Origin of the sequence: Pseudoduganella flava, assembly GCF_007830495.1 — a bacterium.
Taxonomy (GTDB): domain Bacteria; phylum Pseudomonadota; class Gammaproteobacteria; order Burkholderiales; family Burkholderiaceae_D; genus Rugamonas; species Rugamonas flava.
In genome coordinates this window covers 63,267-82,793 of record NZ_VLKW01000003.1, presented here as the reverse complement: position 1 = coordinate 82,793, position 19,527 = coordinate 63,267, and the positions used below count along the sequence as shown (strand labels likewise).

Sequence of the window (19,527 nt, the reverse complement as noted above, 5' to 3'; positions counted from 1 at the left end):
AAAAGATAAGCAGATGAGCAGGGGATGGCATGCGCGCACACGGTTACCTGGCTTTCATCGTCGGGATCTGCCTGACCGCGTGGGCCTGCCTGTACGTGATGGACGTGCAGGACCAGCACATCGCCGACCGCTTTGGCCGCGATACCGACAAGGTGGCGCGCGACACCGAAGCGCGCCTGAAAACCTACTTCGATACGCTGCTCGCGATCCGCGGCACGTTCACCGTGCAAGGCGTCATCGGCCGGGCCCAGTTCCATCGCTACGTCAGCGAATTGCGGCTGACCGAACGCTATCCCGGCTTCCAGGCGATCCAGTGGGTGCCGCGCGTGCGGGCGTCCGAGCTGCCGCGCCACGTGGCGGCGGTGCGGGCCGATACGGGCCTGGAGCCGGCCGGCTATCCCGCCTATCGCATCCATCCGGCGATCATCGCCGCCGAACACTATCCGGTCGCCTACACGGAGCCGATGCGCGGCAACGAGAACGCGTTCGGCCTGGACCTGGCCGCGCTGCCGGCGCACCTGCGCGCGCTGGAACTGGGGCGCGACACGGGCGACGTGGTGGCGACCGAGCGGATCACGCTGGTGCAGGACGCCAGCGGCCAGCCCGGCTTCATCGCCCGGCTGCCGGTATACCGCGACGGCGCGCCGCTGGAGACGGTGGAGCAGCGCCGTGCCGCGCTGGAAGGCTTCGTGGCGATCGTGTTCCGCGTGACGGACCTGATGCGCGAGGTGATCGACCCGCAGTTGCTGGGCGCGCTGCGCGTGACGATCCACGACACCGGCTACATGCATGACGGCGGCCAGCCCGCGCTGACGATCGATAACCTGCTGTTCGACAGCGCCGGCAAGGTGGGCGCGGCACGCGGCAGCGGCCATGCCGTCGTCCCCGGCCTGGCGGGGAAGGCGATGCTGAACGTTGGCGAGCGGCGCTGGCTGCTGCAGTTCGAAGGCTATGCGGGACCGCGCTACGGGCGCGACGTGAGCACGATCGCGCTGATCGGCGGCGGCGGCTTCCTGATCAGCGCATTGATCGGCACGCTCGTCGTCACGCTGCAGCGGCGCCGCGCGCTGGCGCAGAACCTGCGCGCCGCGCTGGCGGAACAGGCGCAGCAGAAGGCGCAGGTGGAACTGGCGCACCAGGAACTGTCGGCCGTGCTGGACCGGCTGCGCCAGGCGCAGGACAACCTGCTCACGTCGGAAAAAATGGCGTCGCTGGGAGCGCTGGTGGCCGGCGTCGCGCACGAGCTGAATACGCCGATCGGCAACAGCCTGCTGACGGCGACGGCGCTGGCCGACATGGTGGCCGACTTCGAGCGGCAGCTGGCCGGCGGCAGCGTGCGCCGCTCCGTGCTGGAAGCGCACCTGAACGACGCCAGGACGGCATGCACCATCATCGCGGGCGCGCTGGGCAAGGCCGCCGACCTCATTGCATCGTTCAAGCAGGTGGCGGTGGACCAGACGTCCGACCAGCGCCGCCGCTTCGCGCTGGCCGCCGTCGTGCACGACACGCTCGCCACCTACGCGGCGCAGCTGCGGCGGGCCGGCTGCACCGTGCACGTGGACGTGCCGGAAACGCTGGAATGCGATTCGTATCCGGGCAGCGTCAGCCAGGTGCTCAGTAACCTGATCAACAACGCGCTGCTGCATGCGTTCGAGGGGCGACCGGGCGGCACGCTGTCCGTCAGCGCCCGCGCGCTCGACAGCGGCATGGCCGAACTGCGCTTTGCCGATGACGGCGTGGGCATGAACAGCCGCACGTTGCACCAGATCTACGATCCGTTCTTCACGACGAAGATGGGGCAGGGCGGCTCTGGGCTGGGCATGAACATCGTGTACAACATCGTCACCGGCGTGTTGAAGGGCACGATCCGCGTCGAGTCGGCGCCGGGCACCGGCACGACGGTCGTCATCACGCTGCCGCGCACCGTGGCGGGCGTGCAGGCGGCATGACGGCCGCGTGATCGGCCGCGTGACCGGCCGCGTGACCGGCCGCGTGCTCGGTGAATCGCCGCGTCGCACCGGCGACAGGCGCGCGCTCCCTGGCAGGGCCCCAAACCGGGCCGCGGCACCGTCATCGGGCGGCGCCGAACACACTCTATTTGACGGCATGCGCCACGATCGCGCGCGGCGATCCCGGCTGGTGCACGGCCGCACCACCGCGTGGCGGCACTCGCCATCGCCGTGCATGCGATGCCGCCGCCTGCAAGTCGCAAGCCACTGCCGCGCCTGTGCCCGCAAGCTTGGGCCCGCTTTTTGCTTTTCCTTTGTTCACTCATCCACACCGGGCCAGGCCCGGGCCACAAGAACATAGGAGAAACAAGCATGGCGTATCTGGTGCCTTCGGAATTCGTGACGAAGATGGTCGACGCGGGCGAATCGAAAATCTACATGGCGACGCGCGATGCGCTGATCCGCGCCTACATGGCCGGCGCGATCCTGGCGCTGGCCGCCGTGTTCGCGGTCAGCGTGTCGGTGGCGACCGGCGTGCCGCTGATCGGCGCGCTGCTGTTCCCGGTGGGCTTCTGCATGCTGTACCTGATGGGCTTCGACCTGCTGACGGGCGTGTTCGTGCTGACGCCGCTGGCGTGGATCGACAAGCGTCCCGGCGTGACGCTGCCGCGCATCCTGAAGCACTGGGGCATCGTCTTCGTCGGTAACTTCCTCGGCGCGCTGACGGTGGCCGTGCTGATGGCCTACATGTTCACGTACGGCTTCAACACGGACGGAGGCAAGATCGCGCAAACGGTCGCGCACATCGGCGAGAACCGCACCACCGGCTACGCGGCGTATGGCGCGGCCGGCATGCTGACCCTGTTCATCCGCGGCATGCTGTGCAACTGGATGGTGTCGATGGGTGTCGTCGGCGCGATGATCTCGACGACCGTCGGCGGCAAGGTGCTGGCGATGTGGATGCCGGTGATGCTGTTCTTCGCGATGGCGTTCGAGCACTCGGTCGTCAACATGTTCCTGTTCCCGTTCGGCCTCATGATGGGCGGGAACTTCACGATCATGGATTACCTGATCTGGAACGAGATCCCGACGGTGCTGGGCAATATGATCGGCGGCCTCGCGTTCACGGGCCTGACGCTGTACACGACGCACGTGAAGACGGGCGCGAAGCGTTCGCTGCGTTGATCAGGCGATGGCGGACCGGTTGACCGTCGCTGTCGGCCAGCACGCGGAGCGGGGCCGCAAGGCCGTCAACCAGGACTTCCACGGCACCCGCATTCCGCCCGAGCCGCAGCTGTCCTCCAAGGGCATCGCGCTGGCGGTGGCGGACGGCATCGGCAGCAGCGATGTCAGCCACATCGCCAGCGAGACGGCGGTGGCGGTCTTCCTCGAGGATTACTACTGCACGTCGGACGCATGGTCGGTGAAGACGTCCGCCGAGCGCGTGCTTGCCGCCACCAATTCGTGGCTGCACGCGCAGACCATGCAAAGCCAGGGCCGCTACGACAAGGACCGCGGCTATGTGTGCACGCTGTCGGCGCTGGTCATCAAGTCGAACACGGCGCACCTGTTCCACGTCGGCGACACGCGCATCTACAGGATTCACGACAAGGTCCACGACAGCGGCCACGGCGCGAGCCTGGAGCTGCTGACGGCCGACCACCGCGTATGGGTGTCGCCGGAAAAGAGCTACCTGGCGCGTGCGCTGGGCGTGGACGCACACCTGGAGATCGACTATCGCACTGTGCCCGTGGCACCGGGCGATCTGTTCCTGCTGGCCAGCGACGGGCTGTACGAACACGTGTCGGCACAGGACGTGGCCGATGCGCTGGCGTCCTGCGCGGATCTGGATAGTGCCGCGCGACTGCTCGTCGAGCGCGCGCTGGAAAACGGCAGCGCGGACAACCTGACCGTGCAGCTGGTCCGCATCGAGGCCGTGGGCGCGCAGGGCGCCGATGAACTGGTGCGCCAGCTTGCCGGGCTGCCGTTCGCGCCGCAACTCGAGCCGCGCATGGAACTGGACGGCTACCGCGTCCTTCGCGAGCTGCACGCGAGCAGCCGCAGCCACCTGCACCTGGCGCTCGACGTGGCAAGCGGCGCGAGCGTCGTGCTGAAGACGCCATCGATCGACCTGCGCGACGACCCCGCGTACCTGGAGCGCTTCCTGTTGGAGGAGTGGATCGCGCGCCGCATCGACAGTCCGCACGTCGTCAAGGCCGCACCGGTGCAGCGGCCGCGCAGCTGCGTGTACGTGGCCTTCGAATACGTCGAGGGCACGACCTTGGCTCAGTGGCTGCGCGACCATCCGCGGCCCGGCCTCGATGCGGTACGGCGCATCGTCGACCAGGTGGGCAAGGGCTTGCGGGCATTCCACCGGCTGGAGATGCTGCACCAGGACATCCGCCCGGAGAACGTGATGATCGACGCGACCGGCACGGTGAAGATCGTCGACTTCGGCGCGGCCAGCGTGGCGGGCGTGCTGGAGATGACCGGTCCGCCGGCCCATGCGCTGGCCGGCACGGCGGCATACGCGGCGCCCGAGTACTTCCTCGGCGCGGCGGGCACGGTGGCGTCCGACGTGTTCTCGCTGGGCGTGCTGACGTACCACATGCTGACGGGGCAGCTGCCTTACGGCGTGCGCATCGCGGCGGCGCAGAGCCGGCCGGCGCAGCGCAAGCTGGTCTACACGCCGGCGCGCGACCACGACCCGTCGCTCCCGGTATGGATCGACGGCGCGCTGGCGAAGGCGGTGCAGATCGACCCCGCGAAGCGCCATGCCGACGTCGCCGAATTCCTGCACGACCTGCACCAGCCCAACCGCGCGTTCACCGCCCGCGGCCGGGTGCCGCTGATCGAGCGGAATCCTGTCGTGTTCTGGAAAGGGGTGTCGCTGGCGCTGCTGATCGTGTTGCTGATCGTGGTCGCGCTGCGCTGAGGTTCAGGCGAGCCGTTCGACGGTGCTGTGGCGCGGCGTGGCGTCCTCGTGGAACAGGTCGGCGAGGTACTCGGCCAGCTCGTCGTCCGCCACGTCGGCCGGCACGACGAAATCGGCTGGGCGACGCTTGCCTTCCGGGCCGAGGTAGAACGGTTCGCGGTTGGCTTGGGGGCCGGTGATGGCGATCAGTTTGCCGAAGACGTTGAAGCGGTGTTCGTGCATGGAACCTCCTTATCGAGGAGTATAGCGCGACGGCTAATGCTGAGGCCGTGTCCCCTGGTGCCAGGCACGAGGGGACACGTGCTCGACCGTAATTTGTCCCTTGGTGCCTGGCACCAGGGGACACAAGCTCGGCAGTAGGCCGGCTTGGCTATTTGCCTGCGGAAGACGTGATGCGGGTGACCGTCTTGGTCGAGATGCCGAAATGCCGGGCGATCTGTTCGCGTGTAAAGGCGCCGCTGTACCAAGCGGCGAGGATGGCTGCGTTGCGGCTTTGATGCGTTCGTTCGATCTCATCCAAGGTTGGACCGCCGTCGCCCTGGACGACTGCACGGCGCGGACGTTTCTTGCCGCTACCGGCCAACTCCGCGATCGCGGACTCGACGAAGCGGCGATACGCGCCAATGCGCTCGGTACGATCTTCACCCGTGAACAGGCCGAGCACCCAATCCGCATCCAGCCACTTCGGACGGGGCAGGGCGCCGCAGATGCATTGGTGCGTGCTCCACTGCCAACGGTCGGGATGGGTGACCAGCTCGGCAGCCACCGGGTTCAGGACGATGTAGCGCAGCACCTCGAGCAGATGTTCCTGCCGTTCCACGAGTTCGGCGTGGAAGCGGCCCTGCAGCAGATGCCCGGTCAGCCCATGGCGCCAATTGAATTTCTGTGCATACACGCCGTTCAATCGGTGCAGTGCGGCCGAGATGTTCGCCTCCGGTGTCTGAACCAGGAAGTGGACGTGATTCGGCATCAGGCACAGGCTGTAGATGCGCAGATTGAAGTGCGCACAAGTTTCCGTCAGGATGCGGAGCCAGATGTGCCGGTCGCGATCGTCGACGAAGATGTTCGTCCTGCGATTGCCGCGCGTCGTCACGTGATAGAGCGCGTCAGGAAATTGAAGTCGTCTGGGCCTGTTCATGGGAACAAGCTAGCACGCGCTCGTCATGCAGCGCTGAGTTCGCTCAGCGAAATGAATGCAACTTTTCCGCAGTGTGCGGATGAGGCTGTTTTACCGGTGCCATGTCCCCTGGTGCCAGGCACGAGGGGACATGCCGCGATACACATGAGCTCGTGTTCCCTGGTGCCAGGCACCAAGGGACATCGGCGGTGTGGTCGAGCCCGTGTCCCCTCGTGCCTGGCACCAGGGGACACAAGCCCATCAGTTGCAGTACCTCTCCCGCAACACCCTCCCCATCGCCACATTCAACTCCCAGGCATCCGCCACCAGTTCCTGCGTGTACGGCAGCCGGAACGTATACGGCGCCGGCCCGAACTCCGGCGTGATGGTGACCAGCTCGGCCCCCGCGGCGCGGCGCTGCGCGATGATGCGGTCCCACCACGACAGGTGCGCTGACAGCTCGGCCGCGTATTCCGGTGCGCGGAAGTCCGGCACTTGCGGGCCTTGCGCATGGCCGACGCGCGCGTGGATGTGGCGTACGCGCGGCAGTACCGTGTCCAGCGTGTCGGGCTGGTCTTCCAGCAGCGATTCGCAGGCCACACACCAGTGCGACAGGTCGGCCGTCAGCGCCAGCTCCGGATGCCGCTCGAGGTAGGGCAGCAGCAGCGCCGGGTGGCCGGAGAAGCGGCTGCGGTGGATTTCGTGGGCGATCGTCACGCCGTGGGCGCGGGCGATGCTGTCCGCCAGCGCCAGCAGTTCGTCGTTCTGCGCCGGTGTGTAGTAGTCCTTGCCGGTGTGCGAGTTCACCAGCAGCGGGCGGGCGGCGCAGGCTTGCGTCAGCAGGCGTTCCAGCGCCGCGCGGTGCTCGGCGAAGCCCGGGTGGAACACGGTCTGCCATTGCGCCACGACGAGGTCCAGCTTCGCGTCGGCGATGCGGCGCAGCCAGTCGTCCGCCTGGGCGGGATCGTCGGGCAGCGACATCTCGATGCCGTCGAAGCCCGCCGCCAGCACGCGGTCGATGAAGACGTCGGCCGGCAGCTCGTTGCTGCCCCAGTGCGGCGCGAGGATGCGTACGCGCACTGGCGAACGCACCGTCACACGAAGCCCCGCACCGGGAACGATGCGTCGCGCTGGATCCAGTTGCGCGGCGAGTAGCGCGTCTGGCCGTCCGTCACGTGCAGCGTGTACGCATGACGCGACACGGGCGAGCGGTTCGGTGCGCTGTAGTGCGGCAGCAGGCCGTGGAAGCACACCAGCGCACCGGCCTTGCACTCGAGCGGCGCGGCCGTGCTGTCGTTCGGCCACGGCGTGTCGTCCAGCTTCTCGACCTTGATGTCGTCGCCATTGCGTACGAAGCGCTCGCGCAGCGGCGTGCGGTGGCCGCCCGGCTCGGCCCACAGGCAGCCGTTGTCGAGTGTCGCGTCTTCCAGCGCGAACCAGAACGTCGTCACGCTGATCGGGTCCGTGTCGAAGTACGTCGCGTCCTGGTGCCAGCGCACTTCGCCGCCGATGCCCGGCTGCTTGAAGATGTACATCGATTGCCACACCTGCGGTTCGGCCAGGCCCAGCTCGCGCGCCAGTTCCTCCAGGCGGGGATCGGCGGAGAATGCACGGAACACGGGATCGAGGTCGTGCATCGCGTGGCCGATCTTGTTGATCGACAGCGCCTTCGCCTGGCGCAGCTGGCCGTCCGGGCCGAACGCCTCTTCCTCGAAGAAGCAGCGGATCGCGTTGTCGGAACGGAGGAAGTACTCGTCGGCCTTCTTCTCCTGGTCCTTCGTCGTGAAGATGCCGCTGGCCACGGCCGGGTCGAATTCGTCGACGATTTGCGCGGCACGCGCGCGCAGCGCGGCGATCTTCTCGGGCGACTGGAAATCGGGAATGACGATGTATCCGTCGCGTTGGTACTGCTCTTTCTGGGCTGCGCTCAGCATGGCTTGCTCCTGTAGGTGGCTCGGGCCGATTGTACGGAACGGTGCTGTCCACCGAAAGCCGTCAAGTGTTGACACATTGTCGCCCAATTGTTGACAATGCCCCATGGACCAGCTGCGCGCGATGGAGATCTTTGTCGAGGTGGCCCGGCAGCGCAGCTTTTCCGAGGCAGCGCGCCGGCTCGGGTTGTCGCGCGCGCTGGTGTCGAAGCACATCCTGCAGTTGGAAGAAAAGCTCAGCGTGCGCCTGTTGCACCGCTCCACCCGCGAAGTGAGCCTGACCGATGCCGGGCAGGCTTACCTGGAGCCGTGCAGTGCCGCCGTGCGCCAGGCGCAGGAGGCGGCCCGCATCGTCGCGCATGCGGGCGACGATCTTGCCGGGCCGCTGCGCATCCAGGCGCCGTCCAGTTTCGGCGCCACGTGGCTGGCCGATGCGCTGGCCCGTTTCAGCCTGCCGCACCCGCGCCTGCAGCCGCTGCTGCACGTGGACGACGCGCTGCTCGATCCGATCGCGCACGGCTTCGACCTGACGATCCGCGTCGGCGGCATCCCGAACAGCCGCGCGCTGGCGATCCGCCCATTGGCGCCGTGCCGCGCCGTGCTGTGCGCATCGCCGGACTACCTGCGCGCGCATGGCGTGCCGCGCGAGCCGGAAGAGCTGCGCAGCCATCGCTGCCTGCACTTCTCGCACCTCACCGACGGCACCACCTGGCACTTCGCGCGGGACGACGAGCGGCGCATCGTCAACGTGCGCGCCGCGTTCACGTCGAACAACGGCCTGGTGCTGCACCACGCCGCGTTGCGCGGCCTGGGCATCGTCTACAGCACCACGTTCCTCGCGTGGCGCGAACTGAAGGAGGGCAAGCTGGTGCCCGTGCTGACGGATTGGACGCTGCCGCTCAATCACCTGAGCGCGTTGTATCCGGCCAGCCGGCGCCCATCGCCGAAGGTGCGCCAGCTGATCGACTTCCTCGTGGCCGAGTACCAGCCGGTGCCGCCGTGGGATGCCGCGCTTCAGACGGTCCAGCCGCCGTCCGCGTAGATCCGCTCGCCGTCCAGATAGACGCCTTCCGTTACCGCGAACACGTCCACGTGGTAGCGCGCGTCCTTGCGCTTGAATTGCGGCTTCTGGTACTGGCCATGCTTGGCGCCGAGGGACAGGTGCACGCCGCACATCCGCTCATACGTGCCGATGTCGTCCACCATCCGCGTCGCCGAGAACGCGCGGTTCATGCCCAGGCCCAGCTCGCGCATCCACACCTCGCCTTCGTGGGCGCGGATGATGGACAGCATCTCGTCGAACGCCGGCGTCGCATCCAGTGCCCCCGTCACGCGGCCCTGCTCGACGATCATCGTGATCGGCACGGGCGGGCGGTTGACGCGGAACGACGTATCGCCGAACACGAACACGCGTACCTGCCCGTTGACGGCTTCCAGGTCGCGCGCCTCGGTGAACACTTCGCCGATCGGGAACAGGCCTCCCACGTTCTTCATCGCGCTGTAGTCGCCGATATTGAGCTTGGCTTCCTCGAACGGTGACCCGAACGTCAGCAGGGCGCCGTTGCCGCTGTCGACGACGCCGCCCTGCGCCCGGTCCAGCCGCGCCTTCAGCGCATGGCCCACGCCGCGGAAATACGCGGGGTCGTAGGCCAGCGCATCGATGTAGACGAGGCCCTGTTCGCCTGGCATGCGCGACAGGTGCAGGTGCTCGATCACCTTCAGCTTGCGAGCAAACAGCTCCATGCGGATGCGGTAATCGTTCAGGCGAAAGCTCGTCGTCTGGATCAGCACCACGAGGTCGCCCGGCGCCAGTCGTTCGAACGCGGCCAGCACGTCGTCCGGTCCGACGGCATCGAAGTCGACGAATTCACCATCCGGCAGCGCGCGGCGGTAAGCTTGCGTCAACACCGCGTTCAGTTCACTGCGGGTGTCGTACACGACGAGCGCCCGGTGCGCCGGGCCGTGTTCGATCGCATGGGCGAGCAAGTCCGCCACATTGCGGGAAGCGGCGTCGAGCGCGGAAGATGGGAAGGTCGTCATGTTTGCAGCGCAGGCAAGGAAAGTCGGGAAAGTGTTGCGGCCAGCACATTATACGGGCCCAAAGCACCGCGGAATCTTGTAGCCGGCTGGGTGCCAAGGTAGAATCCCCTGAACTTTATGCCGGGCGGCAACAATTATAAAGCCGGCGCAACCACGGAGCAGAGTATGAGCATTACGTTTGGCCAGGACTTGCCGCAGGAACGGCCCGATGCGGATGGCCGCGCGGCACTGTTCGTGCCCAAGGCGGACATCAAGGTTGACGTGCTGGAAACGTTGCGCAAAGGGGCCGCCGTGGTCGGCTTCGGCAATCACGACCGCAGCGTGACGATCTACTACGAAAGCAACCGCTTCAACGAACCGAACCTCGCGAAGTGGGAGCAGAAGGCTCGCAAGGCGTACGAGCGCCTCGTCGAGAACCTGCCGACGACGTCCAAGATGCAGACCAAGCTCGAATATTTCGAGCAGGTAGGCTACATCAGCGGCAAGGGCATCAGCATCCGCCGGATGGAAAGCCTGAAGCGCTGGCTGGAATATTCCGATGCGATGGATACGGCGCCGGCCACCGAGAACGTCACGTGGGCCCCGCCGGCCCCGCCGAAAAAGTCGATCGCCAGCGACGCGTAGGCATCTGCGCCGAATTGCCGGCAACTTCCACGCAAGCGTCCCGAAACAGCGCCCCGCCCTCAGCGGGGCGTTTTGTTTGGCGGTCCTATTTCGCCCTTTGGCACGAGGCATATGCGTTATGATTGACGCAACAGATTGACTTCATGGACAAGGATCGATGACGCATTGGTGGCAGGCCGGGGACAGCGTGTGGCGCGAGGAGACGGAAGCGGCAACGCCCGCGTCCACCCGCTTCGTGCTCGAGGCCGTCAAGGACGTGCCGCGGATCGACTGGCAACTGGCCCGCGCCCGGCTGCCGGACGTGGCCCAGCTGATCGGCGCCGCATTGCCGACGACCTGCGCGCATGCCACGATCTACCCGCAAGGCTTCGCGTTCTGCCCCGAATGCGGCGCCCCGTTGCATCCGGCCCGCGCTGCGCCCCATTCGGCGTGGTGGGGTGCCACCAGCGGCCCGTTACCGGCGGATGCGGCGCCGCTGCCGCGCCACGTGCCGCACGGCCTGCCGCAGACGGCGCTGCCGCTGGCCGCAGCGCTGGAGACGCGGCCCGCCGAACCGTTCGTCGGCCAGGCCGACCTGCGCATGCCGGCGCCGCCGAACGCCGTCTGCGTGTTCGCCGCGGCCGATTTCGGCTTTGCCGCGCAGCGGCTGCTGGCACTGGCCTACACCCGCAATGTACTGCAGTACTGGGACCCGCCGGGCGCGCGCTGGCACGTGTTCACGGCCGAGGAGGGCAGTGCGGACCTGCACTTCGCCGCCTCCGGCTACGCGTGGCTGCCGCCGGGTGTATCCCCGGTGCGCGGCGAATTCGGCATCGTGCCCACGGCGCGCGGCCTGTACCGGCTGATCGTCAATCCGCTGGCGGAAAGCTATCGCACGCAAGCCGTGTTCGAAGCGCCGCTGGCGGCCAGCCCCGGCGCGGTCGGGCGCCGCATCGCCGTGCCGTTCGTCGCGCCGGACGGCTTGCGGCTGTGGACCGCGTCGGCCGACGGCGCCGACCCCGAAGTGCTGGAGATCGGTCCTAGCGCCCCGACGGCCGGCTGGACGACGCCGTTCAGCTACGACGGCCGGCTGCACTGGCTGCACGAGGATGGCCAGTTGCTGTGGCGCCCCGGCCAGCCGCCGCGCTGGCTGCCGTGGCCCTTTCCGTGGACGCCGCGGCTGCAGTTCGGCGGCCCGGTGCGCAGCCGCGACGGCCGCCTGTGGCTGATCGGGAACGACGGTGCCGGCTATGCGTTCCGCGAAGTGGGCACGGAGCTGCCGGGCGGTGCGCCGCAAGTGGAACCGATCGGCGGCGCGCGGCTGGGCTTCGGCACGTTGCTGTTCCGCCGCGGCCACCAGGTCAAGGACGATCCGTGGGCCGTCGAAGACGTCGAGGATCAGAGCCGCGGCGATGCGCTCGTGCTGCCGCTGCTCGAAGCGGTGTCCGTCACGCGCAGCCAGCCCTCCGGCCTCGTGCTGCGCTTCGAGCAGTTCACCGGCCGGGCCGAGGCGGCACTGGCCGGCGAGGTGCTGCCGCGCACCCTGATCGAGTGGATCGGCCAGCGCAACGTGATCCTGGATGAAGTGGCGCGCCTGAAGCACCCGCAAGCCTGCGTGCCGTTCGTGTGGCACGGCAGCCTGTGGCTGCACCATCCCAGCTGGAACGAGATCCGCGGCTGGAAGCTGGAGGGGCTCGCGTGACGGCACCGGTGAAGGTCTCCTCCGCACTGCTGGCGTACGCGCTGTGCGTGCCCGCCGCGCACGCGGCGTCGCACGTGTTCCTGGTGCAGAACTCGGGCTGGATGGAGCCGTTCTACACGGACCCCCGCTCGCCGTACAAGGCGTTGGTGACGGAAGTGGTGCAGGCGGCGATGGCGCCGGACGATGCGCTGGTGCTGGCCGCGTTCAATCAAAGCCTGCCCGGTGCACCGTCGCCGCGCGCGCTGCTGGCGCAGCAGGGCAAGCCGGATCGCACCCGGCTGCGCAATGTATTGAATCCGCTGGAGGTGGCGAGAAAGCCGAACAGCACGGCGCTGGCGGATACCGACCTGGGCGAAGCCGTCGGCGCGGCGATCGACACGGCGCTGGGCGGCAAGCCGGGCCTCGTCTGGCTGTTCACGAACAACCGCAACAGCCCGAACAACGACCAGGCCACAGCGCGCCGCAACCGCGAGTTCTACCAGCTGATCCACGGCGGGAAAGCGATCGGCAAGGCGCTCGCCTTCCCGTTGAAGATGCCGGTCCAGGGCGCGCAATACCGCGCCGGCGGCCTGATGGTCTACGTGTTCGCCGTGCAGCCGCAGGGCGTGCGCGAACTGGATGCGCTGCTGGCCAGCGGCCGGCTGCGGCAGGTGATCACCGAGCCGCCGGCGCGCCTGAAACCGCTGGACCAGGACACCGTGCGGCTCGTGCCCGCCCGCGTCGAGAACACGCCCGGCGTGCGCTATGCCGTGCTGCCCGATGGCCGGCTGCGCGCCGAACTGGATGCGGCCGCGCCGGCGCCGGGCGATGCACGCATCACCTGGCGCATCGAGAACGCTATCTATCCGTACACGATCAGCGCCGCGCACATCGATGCGCAAGCGGCGCTGGCCGGGCATGTCAAGCCCGTGCGGCTGGAACCGGACCACGTGCGTGACCTGGCGCCCGGCAAGCCGCAAACCCTGGCGTCCTCGCTCGGCTTGCCCGTGGCGAACCTGCCCGGCAAGTGGTCGCTGGCTGCATTGCGCTCGGCCGGTTCGGCGCAGGTGCTGCCGGGCCGGATCGAAGTGCGGCTGGCGGACCAGCAGCTGGAGCTGTCGCAGGCGTTCCGCCAGCGGATGGCGGAGCTGTTCCCCGGCGACCCGCTGCCGGACATCTTCACGCCGCCGGAATCGCTGCAGGCCGCGCGCGCCACGCTGCCCGTCGAGGTGCGGCTGCAATACGGTGCCGGCCCGCTGATGGCGCTGATCGGCGGCGCGTTCGCGCTGCTGGGTGCCACCGGCGCGCTGGCGCTGGCCGCCACGCGCGGGCGCAAGGTCGTCGTCACCGTCGACGGCGAGCAGCGCACCGTGCGCACCAAGGCCGGCGCCCGCACCCCCTTGTTCAACGCGGCCGGCGACCAGGTCGCCGAGCTGCACACGACCCTGTTCGGCCACACGCTGGCGAACGTGCGCGAAGGCGCCAACGTTCGCCTCGGCCGATAAATGCCTACCGCAGAGGAATCCATGCAAGCGAACGAACCCCAGCGCGATCCCGGCTTCCGGATCCCGGACGAGAAATCGAACCCGCCGCCCGCCAGCGCCCCCGGCCTGACGACGACGCCGCCCTCCGACACGGCCGCCACCACCGGCACCACCGGTAGCGCGGGCACGCAGGGCATCGAGGTCGCACCGGGTGCGGAAGCGCCGGCCACCGACACGTCCACGCGCGACATCGCGATCGGCGGCGCCGTGTTCGTGTTCCTGTTGATCGTGTTCTTCTTTGCCCGCAACGCGTTCGCGAACCACCTGGTCCGGCGCCGCGTGGCGCCGTCGTCCGCCGACACGGCCGGCTGGCTGCTGTTCTTCGGCCTGTCGTTCCTGTCCGCCGCGTGCGTGCTGGGCTTCGTGAACTCGACCAAGTTCCTCAACGTGGCGATCACGGGCACGCTGCTGGTGTTCGGCATCGCCGCGATCGTCGGCGCATTGATCACGGGGCGGAGGTGACGATGGATCCCGTCGGTAAAAAGACCGAACTGAAGGTTGACCTGCGCCCCACGCTGTTCATCGGCGCGGGCGGCACGGGCATGGAAGTGATGATGCGCATCCGCCGCCGCATCCTGGCGGCCGTGTGGAACCGCCACCATCCGACGCGCGTCGAATCGATCGGCGAATTCCCCGTCGCGCGCTTCCTGCACATCGATCTGGACAGCGGCGCCGTCATCGACGAAGGCAAGTCGCAGCGCACCGACCCATGGTATGAGCTGGTCCGGCTGGGCGAGGAAGAGCGCCTCGTCGAACCGATCGACCTGCCGCAATACCACGAGTCGGACGACAGCCTGGCGCGCTTCCCGCTGATCGAAAGCTGGATGCCGCTGCGGCCGAAGAAGCTGCGCTCGCTGGGCATCGACCCGTCGCTGGGCGCGGGCCAGATCCGCGCCGTCGCGCGCCTGTACCTGTTCGACAAATACGCCAAGCTGCGCGGCCGCATCAAGGGCGCGTTGAACTTCCTCGCGTCGAACGCGGGCATCGAGCGCAAGGACAACTACCAGCGCCTGGGCCTGCAGGTCGATACGTCGAAGTTCCGCATCGTCGTCATCGCGTCGAACGCGGGCGGCACCGGTGCGGGCACGGCGCTGGACCTGGGCTGGCTGGCCAAGGCGATCGCCCGGCAGGAAGTATCGGACAGCCAGGTCGACCTCGTGATGTTCATGCCCACCGGGTATGCGAAGGCCAACAAGGAACGCACCGAGGCCAATGCGTATGCGACCTTGATGGAGCTGGAGACGGCGATGCGCGACATGAACGCGCAGGTGCGCTGGGCCGATCCGGACAGCCTGGTGGGCCGCGGCGCGCCGTTCGACGACGTGTACTTCGTCGACACGGCGAACCTCGCCAACAAGGCCACGCAGGACGTGAAGGACGTCTACCAGATGGTGGCCGATTCGCTGTTCGAGGATTTCGCGTCGGCCGATTTCGCCAACCGCAAGCGCTCGGTGGCCGTCAACCAGCAGCAGCACAAGCTGGGGCCGTTCAACCCGAAGGTGCCGGAGCAGCGCTTCGGCGACATGCGGCTGTCGTACTCGAAGGTGTACTCGGCGTTCGGCCAGGCCGTGCTCGACACGCAGCAGGGCCTGCGCGACGACATCCGCGCCTATGAACTGGCCGCGCTGATGGTCCTGGCCTTCTTCGGTATCATCGGCAAGGATGGAAAGAATGCGGGAGCAGGCCCGCGCCGCGCAGGCGACCAGGAACGCGACGTGTTCATGCGCGAGCACATGTCGATGGCCGAGCGGCCGTTCGACGAATTCCCGGACTTCAAGAAGGGCACCGTCGAGGTGACGGCGTTCCAGGAATACGCGCTGATTGACCAGCTGTTGATGGACAAGGACCAGCGCTCGCTGCTCGAACGGGTGGAATCGAAGGTGCAGTCGGAGATCGACCGCATCACCGGCGGCTACGACCTGAAGGAGTGGCGCGCCAAGATCGCCGAGCTGCTGCCGCACCTGGAGCGCGACGCGATCCGCGAGGCCGGCGCGATCGCCGAGACGAGCGAAGACCGCCTGAAGCGCCACACGCAGGAGCTGACGGTGCGGCTGAAGGGCCGCGTGCGCGAGCGGCTGTACGCGCTGCTGGACGATCGCCGGCAGGGCGGGCTGGAATTCGTGCTGTCGCTGCTGGAGCAGATCAAGGCGCGCATCGCGCAGCGCGACATCCCGCGCATGGAGCACAATGCGCGCCGCTACCGCGAGCTGCGCGATGCGCTGCGCACGCGCCAGGTCGAGGAATCGCTGAACAACCTGACGCAGGCCGCGAACAAGTGGATCAACGCGCAGGCGCAGGCCCGTGAAGTGATCGTGCACGCCAAGCGCGACATCGCCGACTACCTGCGCTTCCACCTGCTGGCGGTGGCGGCCGGCCAGTCGACCGAGGTGCTGCGGCAGATGTCCGCCTGGCTGGGCGACCCGCAATCCGTCGACGAGCATGGCCAGGCCGTCTGGTCCGGCATTGCCGGCGAATTCCAGGAAGGCCGCCGCTGCGTCGAGGCGATGCTGGGCGCCGTGGACCAGCGCGTGGCGCAACTGCGCGCCGATGCGCAGCACGAGCATGCCACGTACATGAAGCTGGCCAACGACGAGCCGCCGCCACCCGTGAAATTGACGGGCGACGTGTCCGCATGGAGCGAGGAAGTGCTGCTCGAATTCGGCGGCTCGGCGCGGCTGTTCCCGCAGCTGTCGGACGAGAAGCTGCGCTCTAGCCTTTTGCTGAAACTGTTCCGCCGCGCGCAGACGCAGCTCTCCACCGAGGAAGTCGCGGCCGGTGGCGCGGAGCCGGCGGACCCATTGCTGGAGCGGCTGCTGGCGCTGTCCGTGCAGGAACGCCAGCGCATCTTCACCGAGTGGCTGAAAAGCGCGATGCCGTGGGTGAATGCGCGCTTCTCGGCCGAGTTCACGCCGTCCGCCGACCAGTTCAAGTGCTTCATCGGCGTCGGCGACGCCAATGCGTGGCGCCGGCTGGAGGGGGAGATCCGCGCGGCGGCGCCCACCGGCTACTTCCACGGCGACCTGGTCAACATCGTCAACACGGGCGTGATGGGGCGGGCCGTGTGCTACATCGAGCTGTCCGGCTATCCGATGACGGTGCTGCGCGGCCTGCCGACGTGGCGCACGTCGTACCAGATCGAGAACCCGAAGATTCCCACGCACCTGCATTTCGATGCGACGCGCTTCCGCCATCCGATCGCGCCCGGCATGGATGAGTTGAACCGCCTGGCCGACGATTACGAGTGGTACCTGCAGGCGGTGGCGACGGGCGTCCTGAAACGCAAGTCCGATCTCGCAGACCGCGAGGCGACGTTCCAGCCGCGTGGCCAATACCTGTTCGAGGTCGAGCAGGGTTCCGGCGAGTGGCTGCAGGTGGGGAACGAGTACGCGATCCGCGCCAACGGCCTGCCGGCGTATTATCGCGAGCAGATCATCGCCACGGTGCAGCAGCGCCTCGCGCGCATGGGGCCGCACCAGATGCTGCTGCTGGCCGCGCTGATGCGGCACTACCAGCTGCGCGTCTACCAGCCCCGCCTGGAGGTGGACGAGACGGGTGCCGAACTGCCGTCGCCGTCGCTGCCGAACATCACGGCCAAGCGCCTGCACGACGAATGGCTGCGCCGCGCACTGGCGGCGGACCCTGCGCTGGCGCAGGCCGAGGACCGTGCGCTGGAGCTGCTGGCGCCATGGAGCGAGGCGGTACCCGGCTCGGCGGCCGACGCCTACCCGTGGGAAGTGCAGCAGAGCGTCGACAAGCGCGTGCCGCGGCCCGAGTACCTGGCCGGCGAAGCGGCTTGCGCGGCGCTGCTGGGCGGTGCGCCTGGCGCGGGTGCCGTGCCATCGGCCGCCGCCCCTGCCGGCGCAGCGTTGTTCAAGGTGTTCGTCAATCGCACGCAGCTGGGCCCGTACACGCTGGCGGAACTGGCGCAGCGCATCGCCCGCGGCGAGGTGACGGCGCAGACGAAAGTGTGGAATATGCGCTGGGTGCCGCACGTCGACCAGTGGCAGGGTGCCGCGGCCGTGCCGGAGCTGGCGCCGCTGTTTGCGCAGGCGGTCCCCGACCCTGTCGACGACATCCCGGACCCGGAGTAAGCGGTGACGGAACAGCATCGCTGCATCAACGAAGGCTGCGCGCGCACGTTCCCGCGCGCCGTCGCGTTCTGCCCGTACTGCGGCATGCCGCAACGGGCCGGGGTGGCACGGCCGGTACCCGTACCTGCCGCGGCACCGGCCGCCGTGCCGGTGCCGCCGGCGCCCATGCCGCCGCCACCACCGCCGGTCGCTTCGCCGTCACCCCGTCCGGAACCGGCCCCGCGCCCTGGTGCGCCGGTACCGCCCCGGTATCGGCAAGCGGAGCCGGCGGCCGGCGTGCCCCGCCCGCCGGCAGGAGCGGCAGCGGGCGGGCGGCCTGCGCAGCCGCCATTGAAAAAGCCCATCGGCAAAGGCACATGGGCGATGGTGGCGTTGCTGCTGCTGGCGATCTGGTTCCTCGTCAAGCCGGGCGACCCGGCGCGCAAGCTGGACAAGCGGGTCGACGATGCGGTGGCGCTGACGGCCGAGTGCCGCATCGCCGACGCGCGCACCGAGCTGGCTGAACTGCGCGGCGCCAAAGCCAGCGCCGCGCAACTGGAGCGGCTGCAGAAGGCGATTGCCGCGACGGCACCGGCGTGCGAGAAGAAGAACCAGCGCAAGAAGGCGTGGGCCGAGGCCCGTCCCGCGCTGGAGACGGCGTTGGCGAGCGGTGCGCTGGAGCGGGCGTCGACCCGGCTGGCCACGTTCACCAAGCGCTGGGGCGACGACGACGAAACGCGCGACTGGCGCGAGCGCATCGACGCACGGCGTGCCACGAAGCTGCTGGACGACGCCAACGCCTGCCTGCAGAAGAAGGACCGCGCCTGCGTGGAAGCGAAGCTGGACGCGGCCGAAAAACTGCGCCGTCCGGAAGCGGAGCCGCGCATCAAGGTGCTGCGCGACGCGCTGTCCCGGCTGCTGGAAAGCACGCTGCTGGAGCAGGGTGGGCAGGGTGGGCAAGCCGCGTACCCGCCGCCGCTGTCGGCCACGCCGCCGCGGCTGCAAACGGCCGCGATCGAACCGGATCCGCGCGAGGCGCGCCGCCTGCAGACCGAGGCCGAGCGCGAACTCGCGCAGGGCAATTACCGCAGTGCGGTGGGCCGCGCGGCCCAGTGCGCGCAACTGGGCGGCCGCGATTGCGCCGCACTGCGCGACCGGGCGGCCCGGCTGGACCGCGAATTCCAGGCCTGCCTGAAGGCTGGTCGCGAATGGATCGAAGGGCGCTGCGAATGAGTGCTGCAGTCCGCACACCAATGCGCGCGCGAATGTTTGCTAAGCTGTATGAGTCGGGTTGAAGGAGGTCACCATGCAATTCACATTACGCTTGATGCCGGCCGCGCTGTTGGCGTTGGCGCTGGCAGGCTGTCACAAGGATGACGACCGCCGCGTCGAAGGACCGGGCGAACGGGCCGGGCGGGAGCTCGACCAGGCGGCGGAAAAGGCCGCCGTGCACCTGGACAAGGCGCGCGACGAATTCCGCGAGGCGGCCAAGGACACGAGCCGCAAGCTGGACGAGGCGGCCGACGTGGCCGGGAAGAAGTTGAACGACGCGGCCGAGGTCGTGGGCGAAAAGCTCGAGCGGGCGGGCGAGAAGGTGCAGGCCAGCGCCCGGGCGGCGCGCGAGGATGACGAGAAGAAGGAGAAGAAGTAGGCGGCA

At 68.5% G+C, this 19,527-nt stretch carries 16 protein-coding genes; 11 read left to right on the top strand and 5 right to left on the bottom strand.

All coding sequences use genetic code 11. The features are described from left to right. Positions 1 to 29: 29 nt before the first annotated feature. The 3 genes from IP92_RS30695 (at position 30) to IP92_RS08575 (ending at position 4,884) form a co-directional block, all read left to right on the top strand. The gene (locus tag IP92_RS30695; protein ID WP_145874149.1) at positions 30 to 1,949 is read left to right on the top strand and encodes a CHASE domain-containing sensor histidine kinase; all 1,920 of its coding nucleotides are present in this window, start codon (positions 30 to 32) and stop codon (positions 1,947 to 1,949) included. Positions 1,950 to 2,321: 372 nt separating this feature from the next. After that, on the top strand, positions 2,322 to 3,134 hold the full coding sequence (locus tag IP92_RS08580) for a formate/nitrite transporter family protein (RefSeq protein ID WP_145874148.1): 813 nt from the start codon (positions 2,322 to 2,324) through the stop codon (positions 3,132 to 3,134). A gap of 7 nt (positions 3,135 to 3,141) precedes the next feature. Then, a complete protein-coding gene (locus tag IP92_RS08575) occupies positions 3,142 to 4,884 on the top strand; it encodes a bifunctional protein-serine/threonine kinase/phosphatase (protein ID WP_145874147.1) in 1,743 nt (580 codons plus the stop codon). Between the two features lie 3 nt (positions 4,885 to 4,887). Here the strand turns inward: IP92_RS08575 and IP92_RS08570 are convergent, their stop codons facing one another. The 4 genes from IP92_RS08570 to IP92_RS08555 all read right to left on the bottom strand — a co-directional run bounded on the left by IP92_RS08570 (position 4,888) and on the right by IP92_RS08555 (position 7,935). Next, positions 4,888 to 5,106, bottom strand: coding sequence for a DUF7661 family protein (locus tag IP92_RS08570; RefSeq protein WP_145874146.1), 219 nt, complete (start codon positions 5,104 to 5,106; stop codon positions 4,888 to 4,890). A gap of 148 nt (positions 5,107 to 5,254) precedes the next feature. Beyond that, a complete protein-coding gene (locus tag IP92_RS08565; RefSeq protein WP_145874145.1) occupies positions 5,255 to 6,022 on the bottom strand; it encodes an REP-associated tyrosine transposase in 768 nt (255 codons plus the stop codon). 240 nt (positions 6,023 to 6,262) lie between these two features. Then, positions 6,263 to 7,093 carry a sugar phosphate isomerase/epimerase family protein gene (locus tag IP92_RS08560; protein WP_229418693.1) on the bottom strand — a complete coding sequence of 277 codons (831 nt, stop codon included), beginning with the start codon at positions 7,091 to 7,093 and terminating at the stop codon, positions 6,263 to 6,265. 2 nt (positions 7,094 to 7,095) lie between these two features. Then, on the bottom strand, positions 7,096 to 7,935 hold the full coding sequence (locus tag IP92_RS08555) for a phytanoyl-CoA dioxygenase family protein (RefSeq protein ID WP_145874144.1): 840 nt from the start codon (positions 7,933 to 7,935) through the stop codon (positions 7,096 to 7,098). Between the two features lie 103 nt (positions 7,936 to 8,038). Here IP92_RS08555 and IP92_RS08550 point away from each other — a divergent pair, with 103 nt between their 5' ends. Beyond that, complete coding sequence (locus IP92_RS08550) at positions 8,039 to 8,974, top strand: LysR family transcriptional regulator (RefSeq protein ID WP_229418692.1); 936 nt, start codon at positions 8,039 to 8,041, stop codon at positions 8,972 to 8,974. On the opposite strand, the gene IP92_RS08545 is transcribed toward IP92_RS08550, so the two are convergent. Then, positions 8,947 to 9,972 carry a M29 family metallopeptidase gene (locus tag IP92_RS08545; RefSeq protein ID WP_145874143.1) on the bottom strand — a complete coding sequence of 342 codons (1,026 nt, stop codon included), beginning with the start codon at positions 9,970 to 9,972 and terminating at the stop codon, positions 8,947 to 8,949. The genes IP92_RS08550 and IP92_RS08545 overlap by 28 nt on opposite strands. Positions 9,973 to 10,137: 165 nt before the next feature. On the opposite strand from IP92_RS08545, the gene IP92_RS08540 reads away from it, so the two are divergent. From IP92_RS08540 to IP92_RS08510, 7 genes are all read left to right on the top strand, one after another. Continuing rightward, positions 10,138 to 10,596, top strand: a complete 459-nt coding sequence (locus IP92_RS08540; protein ID WP_145874142.1) for a hypothetical protein — start codon at positions 10,138 to 10,140, stop codon at positions 10,594 to 10,596. Between the two features lie 157 nt (positions 10,597 to 10,753). Beyond that, a complete protein-coding gene (locus tag IP92_RS08535) occupies positions 10,754 to 12,277 on the top strand; it encodes a hypothetical protein (protein ID WP_145874141.1) in 1,524 nt (507 codons plus the stop codon). Beyond that, entirely contained in the window at positions 12,274 to 13,761 is a 1,488-nt protein-coding gene (locus tag IP92_RS08530) for a hypothetical protein (protein ID WP_229418691.1), read from the top strand. The genes IP92_RS08535 and IP92_RS08530 overlap by 4 nt, the downstream gene beginning before the upstream one ends. Before the next feature lie 21 nt (positions 13,762 to 13,782). Then, positions 13,783 to 14,262 carry a hypothetical protein gene (locus IP92_RS08525; protein ID WP_145874140.1) on the top strand — a complete coding sequence of 160 codons (480 nt, stop codon included), beginning with the start codon at positions 13,783 to 13,785 and terminating at the stop codon, positions 14,260 to 14,262. A gap of 2 nt (positions 14,263 to 14,264) precedes the next feature. Continuing rightward, a complete protein-coding gene (locus IP92_RS08520) occupies positions 14,265 to 17,891 on the top strand; it encodes a tubulin-like doman-containing protein (RefSeq protein WP_145874139.1) in 3,627 nt (1,208 codons plus the stop codon). Between the two features lie 3 nt (positions 17,892 to 17,894). Continuing rightward, positions 17,895 to 19,103 carry a hypothetical protein gene (locus tag IP92_RS08515; protein WP_145874138.1) on the top strand — a complete coding sequence of 403 codons (1,209 nt, stop codon included), beginning with the start codon at positions 17,895 to 17,897 and terminating at the stop codon, positions 19,101 to 19,103. Positions 19,104 to 19,176: 73 nt separating this feature from the next. After that, positions 19,177 to 19,521 carry an apolipophorin gene (locus tag IP92_RS08510; protein ID WP_145874137.1) on the top strand — a complete coding sequence of 115 codons (345 nt, stop codon included), beginning with the start codon at positions 19,177 to 19,179 and terminating at the stop codon, positions 19,519 to 19,521. Positions 19,522 to 19,527 lie beyond the last annotated feature (6 nt).